The sequence below is a fragment of the Streptomyces sp. NPDC001530 genome (assembly GCF_042894545.1).
In the GTDB taxonomy this organism is placed as follows: domain Bacteria; phylum Actinomycetota; class Actinomycetes; order Streptomycetales; family Streptomycetaceae; genus Streptomyces.
The window spans coordinates 438882-454575 of sequence record NZ_JBIAVS010000008.1; the positions used below are offsets into that span (position 1 = coordinate 438882).

At 71.2% G+C, this 15694-nt stretch carries 16 protein-coding genes and 1 tRNA gene; 15 read left to right on the plus strand and 2 right to left on the minus strand.

The features are described 5' to 3' along the window. Nucleotides 1–257 precede the first annotated feature (257 nt). The 14 genes from ACFY0T_RS19205 (at nucleotide 258) to ACFY0T_RS19270 (ending at nucleotide 13632) form a co-directional block, all read left to right on the plus strand. Complete coding sequence (locus ACFY0T_RS19205; RefSeq protein WP_388871468.1) at nucleotides 258–2531, plus strand: ATP-binding protein; 2274 nt, start codon at nucleotides 258–260, stop codon at nucleotides 2529–2531. A 68-nt stretch (nucleotides 2532–2599) separates the two neighbouring features. Continuing rightward, nucleotides 2600–3034, plus strand: coding sequence for a roadblock/LC7 domain-containing protein (locus ACFY0T_RS19210; protein ID WP_388871471.1), 435 nt, complete (start codon nucleotides 2600–2602; stop codon nucleotides 3032–3034). Between the two features lie 2 nt (nucleotides 3035–3036). Continuing rightward, nucleotides 3037–3408 (plus strand): DUF742 domain-containing protein, encoded by a 372-nt coding sequence (locus tag ACFY0T_RS19215; RefSeq protein WP_388871473.1) that lies wholly within the window; start codon nucleotides 3037–3039, stop codon nucleotides 3406–3408. Next, a complete protein-coding gene (locus ACFY0T_RS19220; protein ID WP_388871476.1) occupies nucleotides 3386–3985 on the plus strand; it encodes an ATP/GTP-binding protein in 600 nt (199 codons plus the stop codon). Before ACFY0T_RS19215 ends, ACFY0T_RS19220 begins: the two co-directional genes overlap by 23 nt. A 124-nt stretch (nucleotides 3986–4109) precedes the next feature. Next, nucleotides 4110–4703, plus strand: coding sequence for a GAF domain-containing protein (locus tag ACFY0T_RS19225; RefSeq protein ID WP_388871479.1), 594 nt, complete (start codon nucleotides 4110–4112; stop codon nucleotides 4701–4703). A gap of 424 nt (nucleotides 4704–5127) precedes the next feature. Next, nucleotides 5128–5613 carry a hypothetical protein gene (locus tag ACFY0T_RS19230; protein WP_388871482.1) on the plus strand — a complete coding sequence of 162 codons (486 nt, stop codon included), beginning with the start codon at nucleotides 5128–5130 and terminating at the stop codon, nucleotides 5611–5613. Between the two features lie 206 nt (nucleotides 5614–5819). Further along, a complete protein-coding gene (locus ACFY0T_RS19235) occupies nucleotides 5820–7004 on the plus strand; it encodes a Gfo/Idh/MocA family protein (RefSeq protein ID WP_388871485.1) in 1185 nt (394 codons plus the stop codon). A 172-nt stretch (nucleotides 7005–7176) separates the two neighbouring features. Further along, nucleotides 7177–8205: an L-threonine 3-dehydrogenase gene (tdh, locus tag ACFY0T_RS19240; RefSeq protein ID WP_388871487.1), complete on the plus strand. Its 1029-nt coding sequence runs from the start codon at nucleotides 7177–7179 to the stop codon at nucleotides 8203–8205. An 85-nt stretch (nucleotides 8206–8290) separates the two neighbouring features. After that, entirely contained in the window at nucleotides 8291–9484 is a 1194-nt protein-coding gene (locus ACFY0T_RS19245; protein WP_388871563.1) for a glycine C-acetyltransferase, read from the plus strand. Between the two features lie 18 nt (nucleotides 9485–9502). Further along, entirely contained in the window at nucleotides 9503–10408 is a 906-nt protein-coding gene (locus ACFY0T_RS19250; RefSeq protein ID WP_388871490.1) for a LysR family transcriptional regulator, read from the plus strand. Nucleotides 10409–10445: 37 nt separating this feature from the next. After that, nucleotides 10446–11018, plus strand: a complete 573-nt coding sequence (locus tag ACFY0T_RS19255) for a helix-turn-helix domain-containing protein (protein ID WP_388871493.1) — start codon at nucleotides 10446–10448, stop codon at nucleotides 11016–11018. 35 nt (nucleotides 11019–11053) lie between these two features. Continuing rightward, nucleotides 11054–11569, plus strand: a complete 516-nt coding sequence (locus ACFY0T_RS19260; RefSeq protein ID WP_388871565.1) for a GNAT family N-acetyltransferase — start codon at nucleotides 11054–11056, stop codon at nucleotides 11567–11569. Nucleotides 11570–11652: 83 nt separating this feature from the next. Continuing rightward, complete coding sequence (locus ACFY0T_RS19265) at nucleotides 11653–12012, plus strand: MmcQ/YjbR family DNA-binding protein (RefSeq protein ID WP_388871496.1); 360 nt, start codon at nucleotides 11653–11655, stop codon at nucleotides 12010–12012. 342 nt (nucleotides 12013–12354) lie between these two features. Then, a complete protein-coding gene (locus tag ACFY0T_RS19270) occupies nucleotides 12355–13632 on the plus strand; it encodes an MFS transporter (protein ID WP_388871499.1) in 1278 nt (425 codons plus the stop codon). 85 nt (nucleotides 13633–13717) lie between these two features. On the opposite strand, the gene ACFY0T_RS19275 is transcribed toward ACFY0T_RS19270, so the two are convergent. Further along, entirely contained in the window at nucleotides 13718–14629 is a 912-nt protein-coding gene (locus ACFY0T_RS19275) for a transketolase family protein (RefSeq protein ID WP_388871502.1), read from the minus strand. A gap of 120 nt (nucleotides 14630–14749) precedes the next feature. Continuing rightward, nucleotides 14750–15451, minus strand: coding sequence for a transketolase (locus tag ACFY0T_RS19280; protein WP_388871504.1), 702 nt, complete (start codon nucleotides 15449–15451; stop codon nucleotides 14750–14752). Nucleotides 15452–15603: 152 nt separating this feature from the next. On the opposite strand from ACFY0T_RS19280, the gene ACFY0T_RS19285 reads away from it, so the two are divergent. Beyond that, nucleotides 15604–15677 (plus strand) — tRNA-Pro (locus ACFY0T_RS19285). The last annotated feature ends 17 nt before the right edge of the window (nucleotides 15678–15694 follow it).

Here is a 15694-nt window from a genome sequence, read left to right on the forward strand (position 1 = left end):
TCAGCGCCGCACCAGAACGCGTGTCCGATGGAGTTATCGGTCTGTCGTACGAGGCCTCATACCAGAGCGGGACGCTGCCCGTGGGACTTTGTCAACTGCCCACCGCACATGATGCGTTGGCGACTACTGTCAGTTGCCGTCGGGCGACGCGGGGCCGAATTCTTCGGCTCTCTCGACCGACACGCGATGGCGCACGCCCGAGCCGCGCAGACCCGCGGGAGCCCCCGCGCTCCCGACGCCACAGTACGAGGACGCAGATGTCTCACCTTCGCGCACCGGCCGCACGCGCAGACCGCCGTGAGGGCGGGCGGCACGGGCGACCGGTCGCCCACACCGCCCCCTCGCTGCCCGAGACGCACCTGCGGCCCCAGCTGCTGCGCCTCGCGTTCCTGCCGCCGATCGCGGTGGCCCTCAGCGCGTGCGCGGCCGTGCTGTTCACCGTCCGCTCCACCGGCGCCCGGCCCGGCCTCATCCTCTGGGGCGTGCTCGCCGGAGCCGTGGGCGTGGCCCTGGCCGGCATCGTGATCGCCGCCGTGGCAGCCGACCGCGCCGCCAAGTCCGTACGGGAGCGCCTGGGTGCCCTGCGCCGCACCAGCGCGCGGACGGAGGCCGATCTGCGCGCCCTTGTCGAAGGGCTGCGCCGGGGCGAGAACCCGCCCGCGCGCAAGGCGCGTCGCCAACCTCCCGTGGACGCCGACGACTTCGAGCTCCTCGCCGCCGACCTGTCGCGCGCCCACGACGGTGCCGTCACGGCTGTCGTGCAGGCCGCGCAGCTCTCCAGCCACGCGGGCAGCGAACAGAAGGTCGAGGTCTTCGTCAATCTGGCCCGGCGGCTGCAGTCCCTCGTGCACCGCGAGATCTCGATCCTCGACGAGCTGGAGAACGAGATCGAGGACCCGGACCTGCTCAAGGGCCTCTTCCACGTCGACCACCTCGCCACCCGCATCCGGCGCCACGCCGAGAACCTCGCCGTGCTCGGCGGCGCCGTCTCACGCCGTCAGTGGAGCAACCCCGTCTCCATGATGGAGGTACTGCGGTCCGCGATCGCGGAGGTCGAGCAGTACTCGCGGGTCAAGCTGGTGCCGCCGATCGACGGCACCCTGCGCGGGCACGCGGTCGCCGACGTCATCCACCTGCTGGCCGAACTCGTCGAGAACGCCACGGTGTTCTCGGCCCCGCACACCCAAGTGCTGCTGCGTGCCAACCTGGTCACCTCCGGGCTCGCCGTCGAGGTCGAGGACCGGGGCCTGGGCATGCCCCTGGGCGAGCAGAACAAGATGAACGCCCTGCTCGCCGACCCCGACCAGGTCAATGTCGCCAGCCTGCTGCAGGACGGACGCATCGGCCTGTTCGTGGTCTCGCAGCTCGCCCGGCGGCACGGCATCCACGTCCGGCTGCAGACCAACATCTACGGCGGTGTCCAGGCCGTACTCGTCGTGCCGCAGGGGCTGTTGGGTACAGCGCCGGGCGCCCCAGGGGACGTAACGCAGGGGCCGCCCCAGGAGGCGGCCGGGGAACGGCGCCCGCCCGCCAGACCGCAGCCCCCGCAGGCCGCGTCGGCGCCCGCCTCGCCCGGCGGCCGTCAGGTGTCCTCCGTGCCACGGCAGTCCCAGCGCGACCAGGCACCATCGCGCGCGGTGCCGGGTGCGCCGGTCGCGGGCGGCCGCGGTCCCGCTCCGCTTCCCGTGCGCGGCACCCACGGGGAGCGGCCCAACCCGGCGGACGCCGTGCCCGGCATTCGCCCCGAGGACCGGCGCATCGCCACGGAGAACGCGGCCGTGCCGCCCACGCCTCGCGGTGGCGCCGTCCGCGGCACCATGGGCAAGCCCCAACTGCCCAGGCGACGCGCCCAGGAGCACATCGCGCCCCAACTGCGCGACGGGCCCGCACCCCGCCAGGACACGGAGCACGTCGCCGGCCACGACCCTGGTCTCATGGCCGCGTTCCAGCGCGGCATCGGGCTCGCGGAGGCGGCCCACGCGGAGACGGCGCGCCTGGAGGCATCGCCCCTGGAGGCATCACCCATGGACCGGTCGCACTTGGACCTGATGCGCTCGGATGCACTGCCGCCCCTGGAAGTGGTCCGGATGGATGTGCCGCCGACGGGGACGTCCCACGGTGACAGCGCCCCCGGGGACGGCATGCGTATGGACGGCACCTACACGGACCGCGCCCTCAGGGACGGCACGCGCAGGGACAGCGCGCACATGGGCGACGCGCACATTGGCCACGCGCACATGGAGCGTCCGCACATGGATGGGCCGCACATGAAGCGACCCCACACGGAGGGGCCGCACATGGACGGCGTGCCCCGGAGCGACGGGTCGTCGTCCGCCGGTGCCACCCCCAGCGGCGCGGCCCCCATGGACGTACCGCTGATGGACGGAACGCCCGCGGCCACGGCGCACATAGCCGAAGCGCACACGGCGCACGCGCCGGCGCCGCACGAGGCGCAGGGGACGCGGGACACCGAGCCCGCGCCCGGACACGACCTCACTGCCCGGCACGACGGGAGCGCACCGGCCGGATGACCACCCCCCTCACCACCCCCACCCCCTCCGCTCCCGCAGACCTTCGTACCTCAAGGAGTCGATCCACCATGGCGAGCGATGCGCCGACCGGCCATGTATCCGATCTCGACTGGCTGATGAGCGGCCTCGTCCAGCGTGTGCCGCACACCACGAGTGCGGTGCTGTTGTCCTGCGACGGGCTCGTGAAGTCGGTCCACGGCCTCGACCCGGACAGCGCCGACCACATGGCGGCGCTGGCCTCCGGCCTCTACTCCCTCGGCCGCAGCGCGGGAGTCCGCTTCGGGGACGGCGGCGACGTGCGGCAGGTCGTCGTCGAACTCGACTCAACCCTGCTGTTCGTCTCCACCGCGGGCTCCGGCACCTGTCTCGCCGTGCTCGCCGGACGCGAGGCCGACGCCGCGGTACTCGGGTATGAGATGGCGATGCTCGTCAAGAGCGTCCGGCCGTACCTGATGACCGCGCCCCGGCAGCCCGCCGTCGAACCCTCGGCGATGAGGCCTTGAGCGTGGCCGCGGCCGGCGACGGGCCTTGGCTCGACGACGCTGCCGGACGCCTTGTGCGCCCCTACACGGTCAGCAACGGCCGGACCCGGCCCACGACCGCGCTCGACCTCCTGTCGCAGGTGATGGCCACCGGGGCCACCCCCCTCGGCTACCTCGGCCCCGAGCACACCCAGGCGCTCGAACTGTGCCGGGCGCCGGTCCCGGTCGCGGAGATCGCCGCCCATCTGAAGCTGCCGGCGGCGGTCACCAAGGTGTTGCTGTCCGACCTCGTCGACTGCGGGGCGCTCACCACGAAGCCCCCGTCCTTCCACCACAACCCCACTGACCGGTCTCTTCTGGAGGCAGTGCTCGATGGACTACGACGACAGCTCTGACCCCTTCCCCACCGCACTGAAGATCTTGGTGGCGGGAGGGTTCGGGGTCGGCAAGACAACCTTCGTCGGCGCGGTGAGCGAGATCGCGCCGCTCAGCACGGAGGAGCTGCTCACCACGGTCGGCGCCGCGACCGACAGTCTCGATGGCATCGAGAGCAAGGTCGAGACCACCGTGGCGATGGACTTCGGCCGCATCACCCTCGATCCGGAACATGTCCTCTATCTGTTCGGCACGCCCGGGCAGGAGCGGTTCTGGTTCATGTGGGACGAGCTCTCCGAGGGGGCGTTGGGCGCGGTGATCCTCGCCGACACCCGTCGGCTCGAGGACTGCTTCGCGGCCGTCGACTTCTTCGAGCAGCGCGGTCTCGGATTCATCGTCGCGGTCAACGAGTTCGACGGCTCGTACCGCTACGACCCCGAGGAGGTGCGCGCGGCCATCGACCTCGACCCCGAGATCCCCGTCGTGCGCTGCGACGCCCGGATCTCCAGCTCGGGCGTGCAGACCCTGCTCACCCTGGTCCGCCATCTCCTCGCCCACGCGCCCACCCACGCGCCGAGCCACGGAGCCCACACATGACGCATGCCGCGAGTCACGGAGCCCACACATGACGCACGCCGCGAGCTACGGAGCCCACACATGACGCACGCCGCGAGCCACGGAGCCCGTTCATGACACCCACCCCACGTCACGGAGCCCCTACATGAGTTACGACCCGCCGCGTCCGGCCGGTCGTCTGCTGCTGACGCCGGAGGACAAGGACGCCCCCGCCCGGGTGCGGCGGCTGCGCCGATTGGGGCTGGGGGAGCACGCCGAGCCGGCCTTCGACGCCTTCGCGAACCGGCTCGCCGAGGTCGCCGCGGTGCCGTACGCGATGGTCAACTTCATCGACGAGAACCGGCAGTTCTTCGCGGGCCTGCACACCCCGGACGGAAGTGGGGCAAGCATCCTGCCGCCCGCGGCCGACACTGGGGACGGCACCGTTCCTGAGGGGGGCCGCTATATGGCGCGCGACTATGGCTTCTGCCCCTATGTGGTGGTCCGACGCAGGGCGCTGGTCCTGGAGGACGTCTGCGACTACCCGCGCTTCGCCGGGAACCCGGTCGTCGACGAGATCGGCGTCCGCTCCTACCTCGGCGCCCCGCTGATCGACCATACGGGCATCGCGCTCGGCACGATCTGCGTCGTCGACGTCGAGCCGCGCCCGTGGGGGAAGGCGGGCCTGGAGACCATCAAGACGCTGGCGGCGGAACTGGTCGAGCGGATCGAGCGACGAGAGGCAAGCGGGGGATTCTGAGGGAGCGCCGGGCGGTCCGTGCCCGTGTCCTGGTTCCAGCCATGCGGGGCGACGACCGTACGGGCTGGTCCGTTCGTGTCCCGGCCAGTGCCCAGTCGGTTCCGCGGCTCGGCCGAGGCCCGTTCGCGTCGGCCGCGTCGGCGGGCAGGCGCTTGTGGCCGGCTGAGGGTGGGCAGCACGACGAGCGCGTCCGGGCATCAGGGGCGGGACGCCGGGGTCGGGGGCCGTCAGGAAAGGGGTGCGGGAGCGGGTGCGGCGGGATACCTGGCTGCGCCACGACGGCTGATTTTCGTACTCCAAATGTCCCAACCTGCGCATGAATCCCTCCGTGACGCGAGATGGATGAGTCGCCGGTGCGTCCCAAGAGCGTCCGGTGGGCACCTCGCCCCATCCACACCCGCACGAAGACAACATGGAGAACTGCATGCGACGCGTTCTCGCCGCCGCTGTCATGACGCTTGTAGCGACCGCTACCGGCGTGTCGACGGCCACGGCCCAAAGTCCACACTTCATCGGCGACGTCACCTGTACCAAGAGCCTCACGACAGGGCTGCAATGCAGCGGAAAGGCTGCCGGTCTCGGCAACGACCCCACGCAGGCCTTCCTCACGGCGGGGTCGGTGGAAGCCGAGTACGTGTGTGTCAACCGGGGTGGCAACATCGCCCCCGGCCAGGGCACCGAGTTCCAGAACGTGCAGGGCCCGACCCAGGACATCGATCCTCGCAACGGTCAGATCACGTTCAGGAACGTGACGATCCCGCCGCCGGAGACGCCCTCCGCGCGTGAGGTGTGCCCCAACGGGAACTGGCGCGTCGAGCTGCTCCACCTCACCTTCAGAGATGTGGTGCTGCACATCCAGCAGGGCGATGAGGACCTTCTGACCAGGAGGTTCGCCCTCATCGACCCGTGATCCGGTCGGCGGCATGACGGGCTGGAGGGCCCTTCCCGTAGGGGGAGGGCCCTCCACCCTTTGATCCCGGCCGCGGACACAGCACGCCCGCGTCCTTGGCACCGGGTGCCCGCCCGAGGATTCTGTTGCCCGATGGGAGATTGATCTCGGCCCCGAGGAGGAACGCTGTGCCCGAGCCTCCTCGACCCGGCCCGGAAAGGCACGCCATGACCGACCTGCGTCTCGGTGCCCTCGGCTTCGGCCTGCGTGGTTCCCTCGCGCGCATCGCCCACCGCCCCGGCCGGGGCTCGCGCGTGACCGTCGTCGCCGAACACGACCCGGTGCTGCGGGACCGCGCCGCCGACCGCATCCCCGGCGTGCGGACCGTCGACGACCACCACAAAGTCATCGACGACCCGGACGTCGACGCCGTGCTCGTCCTCACCCCGGACCACACCCACGCCGACATCGCCTGCGAGGCGCTGCGCGCGGGCAAGCCCGTCTTCGTCGAGAAGCCCCTGGACATCACCATCGAGCGCTGCGACCGGATCCTGCGCACCGCCTTCGAGACGGGCACCCGGCTGTACGTGGGCCACAACATGCGCCATATGCCGGTGATCCGGCTGATGCGCGACATCATCCGGCGCGGCCACATAGGCATGGTCAAAACGGTGTGGGTGCGCCACTTTGTCGGCTACGGCGGCGACTGGTACTTCAAGGACTGGCACGCCGAACGCCGGTACACCACCGGCCTGTTGCTGCAGAAGGGCGCCCATGACATCGACGTACTGCACTGGTTGGCTGGTGGCTACACCCGGCACGTGCAGGCGCTCGGCGACCTCATGGTGTACGGCGACATCCCGCACCGGTGGGCGCCGGGCGAGCCCAAGACCGACGACTGGTACACGGAGCGGGGCCACTGGCCCCCGCACACCCAGCGGGCGCTGAACCCGGCCATCGACGTCGAGGATGTGTCGCTGGTCAACATGCGTCTGGACAACGGGGTGTTGGCGGCCTACCAGCAGTGTCACTTCACGCCCGACTACTGGCGCAACTACACCGTCATCGGCGACGCCGGCCGCCTGGAGAACTTCGGGGACGGGCCCGGCGGCGTGGTCAAGGTCTGGAACAGCCGCCGCTCGGGGCAGCGGGACCGGGCCGACGCCGAGTATCCGGTGCCGGAGGCCGACCAGGACGCCGAGCACGGGGGCGCCGACCCGCTGCTGATCGACGAGTTCCTCCGGTTCGCACGGGAGGGAGGGCGCACCGACACCTCCCCGGTCGCCGCGCGCATGGCGGTGGCGGCCGGGTTCCGGGCCACCGAGTCGCTGCGGGACGGCGGCACTCCGCGCGAGGTGCCGCCGCTCGACCCGGAACTGGCCGCGTACTTCGAGCGGGGGCAGACACCCTGACCGCGCGGGCCCTGAGGCAGGCGTGAAGGAAAGCTGCGGCCGCGCTTAAGAAAACCTCGATGGACCAGGAGCACCGCCGTACGGCAGATTCCTACGGGAATTCACCCCTCTCCCCGGTACGGGCTAGCTTTGGCGTGCCCTGCCCCGGGACCTCACCCACAGGAGCCGTCGCGTGAAGGCGCTGGTCAAGGAGAAGGCGGAGCCCGGGCTCTGGCTCACGGACGTTCCGGAGCCGCAGGCCGGCCCCGGCGACGTACTGATCAAGGTCCTCAGGACCGGGATCTGCGGCACCGACCTGCACATCCGCAACTGGGACGGCTGGGCGCAGCAGGCCATCGACACGCCGCTGGTGCTGGGGCACGAGTTCGTCGGCGAGGTCGTCGAGACCGGCCGCGATGTCGCGGACATCAAGGTCGGCGACCGCGTCAGCGGCGAGGGCCACCTGGTGTGCGGCAAGTGCCGCAACTGTCTGGCCGGGCGCCGCCACCTCTGCCGCGCCACGGTCGGCCTGGGCGTGGGGCGCGACGGCGCGTTCGCCGAGTACGTGGTCCTGCCGGCCGCCAACGTGTGGGTGCACCGCGTCCCCGTCGACCTCGATGTCGCCGCGATCTTCGACCCGTTCGGCAACGCCGTGCACACGGCCCTGTCCTTCCCGCTCGTTGGCGAGGACGTACTCATCACGGGTGCGGGACCGATCGGCCTGATGGCCGCGGCCGTGGCACGCCACGCGGGCGCCCGCAACGTCGTCATCACCGACGTCAGCGAGGAGCGCCTGGAGCTGGCCCGCAAGATCGGTGTGAGCCTCGCGCTGAACGTCGCACAGGCGACGATCGCCGACGGTCAGCGCGAGTTGGGCCTGCGCGAGGGCTTCGACATTGGCCTGGAGATGTCTGGCCGCCCCGAGGCGATGCGCGACATGATCGCCAACATGACGCACGGCGGCCGGATCGCGATGCTCGGACTGCCGTCCCAGGAGTTCCCGGTCGACTGGTCCCGGATCGTCACCTCCATGATCACGATCAAGGGCATCTACGGCCGCGAGATGTTCGAGACCTGGTACGCCATGTCGGTCCTCCTCGAAGGCGGCCTCGACCTCGCGCCCGTGATCACCGGCCGGTACGGCTACCGCGACTACGAGGCGGCCTTCGCCGACGCGGCCGGCGGCCGCGGCGGCAAGGTCATCCTCGACTGGACTGCCTGAGACCCGGACTGCCTGAGATCCGGACTGCCTGAGATCCGGACCGCCTGAGACCCCCGGACTGCTTGAGAACTCGAAGGAACTGATGATGTTCGATTCCGTACGCGACGACCTGCGCACCACCCTCGACGAGATCCGCGCCGCCGGTCTGCACAAGCCCGAGCGTGTCATCGGCACCCCGCAGTCCGCGACCGTGAGCGTCACCGCGGGCGGTCGCCCCGGCGAGGTCCTCAACTTCTGCGCGAACAACTACCTCGGTCTCGCCGACCACCCCGAGGTCGTCGCCGCCGCTCACGAGGCACTCGACCGCTGGGGCTACGGCATGGCCTCCGTGCGCTTCATCTGCGGTACGCAGGAGGTTCACAAGGAACTGGAGGCGCGGCTGTCCGCGTTCCTCGGCCAGGAGGACACGATCCTCTACTCCTCCTGCTTCGACGCCAACGGCGGCGTCTTCGAAACCCTCCTCGGCGCCGAGGACGCGGTCATCTCCGACGCCCTCAACCACGCGTCGATCATCGACGGCATCCGGCTGTCCAAGGCGCGCCGCTTCCGGTACGCCAATCGCGACATGGCCGACCTGGAGGCCCAGCTCAAGGAGGCGTCCGACGCCCGGCGCCGGCTGATCGTCACCGACGGCGTCTTCTCCATGGACGGCTATGTCGCGCCCCTGAAGGAGATCTGCGACCTCGCCGACCGCTACGACGCCATGGTCATGGTCGACGACTCGCACGCCGTCGGCTTCGTCGGCCCCGGCGGCCGCGGCACCCCCGAGCTGCACGGCGTCATGGACCGCGTCGACATCATCACCGGCACCCTCGGCAAGGCGCTCGGCGGGGCCTCCGGCGGTTATGTCGCCGCCCGCGCCGAGATCGTCGCCCTGCTGCGCCAGCGCTCCCGCCCGTACCTCTTCTCGAACACGCTCGCCCCGGTGATCGCGGCGGCCTCCCTGAAGGTCCTCGACCTGCTGGAGTCAGCCGACGACCTGCGCGTCCGGCTCGCCGAGAACACCGCGCTGTTCCGCTCCCGGATGACCGCGGAGGGCTTCGACATCCTCCCCGGCGACCACGCGATCGCCCCCGTCATGATCGGCGACGCGGCCGTCGCCGGGCGCATGGCGGAGCTGCTCCTGGAGCGCGGGGTGTACGTGATCGGCTTCTCGTACCCGGTGGTTCCGCAGGGACAGGCCCGGATCCGGGTGCAGCTGTCCGCCGCGCACTCGACGGAGGACGTGAACCAGGCGGTGGAGGCGTTCGTGTCCGCCCGCGCGGAGCTGGGTGCGTGACCTGAGAGAATCGGTCACATGATCGAAGCGCGGCGGCTCCACATCCTTCGTGCGGTGGCCGACCACCGCACGGTGACGGCGGCTGCCGCCGCGCTCTATCTGACCCCGTCGGCCGTCTCCCAGCAGCTGGCCGCTCTGGAACAGGAGACGGGTCACCGGCTCGTCGAGCGCAGCGCCAAGGGCGTACGACTGACGCCCGCCGGCGAGATCCTGCTCACCCACACCAATGCCGTCCTCGCCCAACTGGAGCGCGCCGAGGCCGAGTTGGCCGCGTACAGTTCGGGCTCCGCGGGCACGGTCACCGTCGCCGCCTTCGCGACCGGCATCGGCCTGGTGGTGGCCCCCGCGCTGGCCCGCCTCGCCTCCACGGCCCCCGGCATCCACATCCGCGTCCAGGACGCCGAGGGGGACGCCAGCCTGCCGATGGTCCTCGACCGACAGGTCGACATCGCGGTCGCCGTCGAATACCGGGGCGCCCCCGACGCGGACGACCCGCGCCTCACCCACGTGCCCCTGTACGCCGAGCCCTTCGACGCGGTCGTCCCGGTCACCCACCGCCTGGCCGACGCCGACGAAGTCCCCCTCGCCGAGCTCGCCAAGGACCCGTGGATCGGCCCGTACCCGGGCAACCCCTGCCACGACGTGGTCGTCCTGGCCTGCGAGAACGCCGGATTCCAGCCCCGCCTCGAACACTCCTCGGACGACTTCCGCGCCGTCGTCGCCCTCGCCTCGGCCGACGCGGGCGTCGCCCTGGTCCCCCGCTCGGCGCTCCGTGGCATGGACCTCACGGGGGTTCTCGTACGCCCGGTCGACGGCGTCGCGCCCACCCGCCGGGTCTTCGCGGCCGTACGCCGCGGCGCGGAGGGCCATCCGCTGATCCGGCCGGTGCTGGAGGCGCTGACGGAGGCCGCGACCGTGGACTGAGGAGCCCTCGTCTCGCATCTGGGATAGCATCCCGAATATGGGAAACGATGTTGAGGATGCCGTCGACGTCCGGCTCGGTGCCCGGCTGGCCGAACTGCGGGCCGAACGCGGCTGGTCATTGGGGGAGTTGGCGGAACGCAGCGGGATCAGCCGCTCGACCCTGTCCCGCGCCGAGCGCGCGGAGATCAGCCCCACGGCCTCGCTCCTGAACCGCCTGTGCGGTGTGTACGGGCGGACCATGTCGCACCTGCTCAGCGAGGTCGAGGCGGCACCCGCGCCGGTGGTACGCGCAGCCGACCAGACGATCTGGGAGGACAGGGCCTCCGGCTTCGTACGACGGTCGGTGTCGCCCCCGCACACCGGGCTGCGCGGCGAACTCGTCGAGGGACGGCTCTCGGCCGCCGCCGATATCGCGTACGACCGCCCTCCCGTGCCCGGCCTGGAGCAGCACATCTGGGTCCTCGACGGGACGCTCCACGTGACGGCGCAGGACGTCGAGCACCGCCTCGACGCCGGTGACTGCCTCCGGCTGCGGGTGTGGGGCCCGACGCGGTTCCGATGCCCTGGTCCCGAGGACGTGCGGTACGCGCTGGTGGTGGTGGCGCCGTGACCACCGTCTCCCGGCTGACGGCGGCCGAACTCCTCATGTTCGTAGAGGAGTTGGCCGACCTTTTGACCGACACCGTGGACGGCGGGGCGTCGATCGGTTTCCTCGCGCCGCTCGACCGCCGGGCGGCCGTCGCCTGGTGGGAGGAGCGCGCGGCCGCGATGTCGGCCGGCCGTCTCGCCGTATGGGTGGCCCGTGGCGAGGACCGACTGCTCGGCACCGTCAGCCTCGCGTTCCCCGACAAGCCCAACAGCCGCCACCGCGCCGAAGTCGTGAAGCTGATGGTGCACCGGGACGGCCGCGGACAAGGCATCGGTCGTACGCTCCTGACGACCGCCGAGGCCGGGGCGGTCGCGGCAGGAGTGACCCTCCTGCACCTGGACACCGAGACCGACAGCTCCGCCGAGTCCCTCTACCGCTCCGCGGGCTGGACCCGGCTCGGGGCGATACCCGACTATGCGGCGACGCCCTCCGGCGAGCTGCGCCCGACGACGATCTTCTACAAGCACGTGGGAGCGGGGGCAGGTGCGGACGCGGTCGCTGTCGGTACGTGACAGGCGGCGGCGACTTTCCACGCGCCCCTGTGACCTTGTCCTCGGCAGAGTGATTGTCAGTGCCATTCGCTACGGTGCGTCTCATGCCGGATGCCGAAGACGTACGCCGTATTGCCCTCTCCCTGCCGGACACGACGGAGAAGATCGCCTGGAGCATGCCCACGTTCCGGGTCGCGGGAAAGATGTTCGCCACGCTGCCCGAGGAGGAGACCTCCATCGCCGTGCGCTGCCCGAAGGAGGAGCGCGACGAACTCGTGCTGGCCGAGCCCGAGAAGTTCTGGATCGCCGACCATGAGGCGGGCTTCGCCTGGGTCCGGGTCCGGCTCGCCGCGCTGGAGGACGACGACGAACTCCGCGACATCCTCGCCGACTCCTGGCGTCAGGCGGCCTCGCCCCGACTACTCGATTCCTACCCGGAGTTGGGCCGCCCGTCTGCCGACTGAAACCCTTCCGGCGTTGTCAGTGCCCCGTGGCATGATCCGGCAACAGGAGTGGAGAGCGGGACGCTTGGCTCCTCGGGGGAGTCGTGGGGCATCGGCAGTGCGGGTCCGGGTGCGGGTGCAGGGCAGGGGAGGGGTGCGAGCGGGATGGCCGGGACGTCGTCGGGCGAGAGGCCGCCAGGTGCGTCTGAGGCACGGCGCGGATCCTCTGCGACTCCGCGCGGAGTATCCGACGGCGGCGCTTCTGAGCGGCGGCCTGAAGCTTCCGAGGCGCTGTACGAAGCCTGTGCGACGCTGCCCGAGGCTTCCGATGCGCCGCCAGAAGGCTCCGGTCATAGCGACGTCATGACCGCGAACGGGCCCCGTCGGCCCGTCTGGTCACGGGACTTCGCGTTGTTCTTCGTCGCACGAGCCCTCGCCCGGCTCGGCGACACCATGTTGCCGGTGGCCCTCGCCGCGGGACTGCTGCAGTACGGGTACGGGGTGGGCGCGGTCGGCCTGGCCATGGCCGCGTCGGCCGCCTCCTTCGCCGGGCTGGTGATCTTCGGCGGGGTCATCGCCGACCGGTTCAGCACGCGCAAGCTGATGATCGGCGCCGACCTGGTGCGCCTGGCCACCCAGTCCCTCGCCGCCGCGCTCTTCTTCACCGATCACGTGGTCCTCTGGCAGATCTGCGCGATCGGCGCCGTCAACGGCGCGGCGGGCGCGGCCTTCCAGCCCGGCGTCGCCAGCACGGTGCCGCGCCTCGCCACCGACGTACAGGGGGCCAACGGAGCCATACGGATCGCCGAGTCCGCCGCGCAACTCGCGGGCCCGGCCCTGGCAGGCCTGCTGGTGGCGTTCGCCTCGGCCGGAGGAGTCTTCGCGGCCCACGCGGCGACGTACGCGCTGAGTGCCCTGTGTCTGCTGCTGCTCCGGCTGCCCTCGGCGACACGCGGAAGCCACGCTCATGGCGGCAGCTTCAAGGCCGATCTCGCCGTGGGCTGGCGGGAGTTCAGGTCCCGGACCTGGCTGTGGAGCGTCATCGTCATCTGGTGCGTGTACATGATCTCCATCTGGGGCCCGACCGTCCCCCTGGTGGCGACGGAGGTGGTGCAGCAGCACGGCCCGCGCGCCTACGGCCTGGTCAACTCGGCCCTCGGCGCCGGCACCGTCATCGGCGGACTGATCGCACTGCGGCTGCGCCCCCGCCGCATGCTGCGGGCCGGCTCTTTCGCCGTCTTCGCCTTCGCCTGCTTCCCGGCGTCCGTCGGGGCCGGGCTCGGCGTGGCGGCCATGTCGGCCGGGGCGGTGATAGCCGGCGCGGGCATGTCGCTCTGGGGCGTGATGTGGGCGACCAGCGTCCAGACGCAGGTCGCGCCCGATGTCCTCAACCGCATCCACGCGTACGACGTCGCGGGCTCGCTGGCGATGATGCCCGTCGGCCAGGCCCTGGCGGGCCCGGCCGCCACGGCCCTCGGCGCGGACCATGTGCTCCTCATCGCCGGTGCCATGACCCTCGTCGTCTCGACGGCCCTGCTCGTGGTGCCCGCCATACGCAATCTGGTCCGTGTCGATGCCCCCGCACCCCGGCCGCGTACGACCGGGGCGATACCCGAACCGGCGCGGGGGGAGAACCGCTGAGGCGGTTGCGTGTGGACCTGCACTTTGCCCGAGGGGTACGCGCTGACCTGTCCTTGTCGCGCCCGCGCGCCCAGGAGCCCGACGGTTACGCGTGGATCCGCGCTCCCAGGAATGCGTCGATCCGCACCCGCAGGGACCTCGCGTCGAGGCCGTGTGCGGCCACGTGCTCGTCGATGTTTCCGTAGCGACGCAGCTCGCGCCGGCTCACGCCGAGACCGAGGATCCGGTGGGGCACGTCGGCGAGCGCGTCGTTCGCGGCGGCCGTGGAGGTGCCGGCCAGGTACGGCTCGACGAGCACGACATCGGTACCCGCCGACTCGGTGGCCCGGCGGAGCGCGGCCGTGTCGAAGGGGCGGACGGTCGTCGCGTACAGCACGGTGACGTCGAGCCCGTCCGTCGCGGCCAGCACGGCGTCGAGCGTCGGCCCGACGGCGACGACCACTCCCGCACGCCCTTCGCGGACGGTGAGGAAGCGCGCTCCGTCGACCGCGAGCCCCTGGGTGTTCGACTGTGCGGACAGCCGCACGTACACCTTGTCGTCCCCGGCGGCTACGGCGTGACGCAGCAGCGTCTCGGCCTCGTCCGGGTGGCCCGGGACATGTACGGTCCAGCCGTCCAGCGTGTCGAGCAGGGCCACATCGCCGGGCGCCATGTGCGTGAAGCCGCCGGCGGGCCAGTCGAAGGAGGCGGCGGCGCTGACCAGCACCGCGCCCGCGTTCTGGTGCCCGAGGTCCAGCTTGACCTGCTCGAAGGGCCGCTCGACGAGGAAGCTTGCGAAGGTGTGCACGACGGGGCGCAGCCCCGTGAGCGCGAGGCCCGCGCCCGCCCCGATCAGGAGCTGTTCACGAATACCGACGTTGATCACTCGATCCGGATGCTTGCGCTGGGCGTCCGCGAAGCCGTCCTTGCCGATCTCGGCGAGGACGACGGCGACGCGGGGGTCCTCGTCGAGCAGCCGAGAGACAACAGGGGCGAACCGGTCACGCATGGTGTCCATGGGATGTCGTGTCCTTCCAGGGCGTACGGGATGACGGATGCCGTGTCCGACGAGGTGATGCGCGGAGCCGCGGCGATGACGGACGGCACCGGGGGAAAGGAGGCGCTGTGCGGATGTGGCTCAGGCGTACTTCGGCTCGACCTGGGCGACGACCACCCGTGGGCGACCTGGATGAGGGGCGGTGAAGGCGGCGTACAGGGCCTCGTGGTCACGGCCGTCCACGGTCGCGGCGGACCAGCCGGCGGCCTCGAACCGAGCGGCGATCCCGCCGGGCCGGGCGTGGCTGGCGGAGGAGTTGTCGATCACGACGGTGTGCAGCCGTTCGAGACCGGCGGCCCCGGCGAAGGCGATGGCCTCGTGGTTGCTGCCCTCGTCCAGCTCCGCGTCGCCGATCAGCACCCATACGCGCGGCTCGTCGAGCCCTTGCGCCCGCAGTCCGAGCGCCGTGCCGACGGCGATGGGCAGCCCGTGTCCGAGCGACCCGCTGCCGATCTCGGCGCCCGGAACCAGCACCCGGTCCGGGTGGTGCCCCAGCGGCGAGTCGTACGACCCGAAGGCGGGCAGCCACTCGACAGGGACGAATCCCTTGGCCGCGAGCACCGCGTAGTACGCCATTGGCCCGTGCCCCTTGGAGAGCAGGAACCGGTCCCGCTCCGGATCGTCCATCCGTTCGGGCCCGACCCGCAGTACCCGGTCGTACAGCACCCACAGCGCGTCCATGGTGGACGTCGCCGCCGGCCCGTGCTTCTCGTCGCCGGTCATCAGCCCCATCAGCCGGGGCAGGTCCGCGTACGCGTAGCTCTGGTTCGCTGTGATCGTCATGCGGATGATCGTGCAACCTCAACCAAACTTCAGGTCAACCCTGACCCGCACCACCCGTCGGCCCCGCATAAACGAGTGCGCGACCACCGGCACGAGTGCGGTATTGTTTCCGTGCACGTTCGGCCAGGGGAAACCCCAGGTCAGACGGGCACCGGGACGTGGCGCAGCTTGGTAGCGCACTTGACTGGGGGTCAAGGGGTCGCAGGTTCAAATCCTGTCGTCCCGACGGTGCGAAGGGTCTTC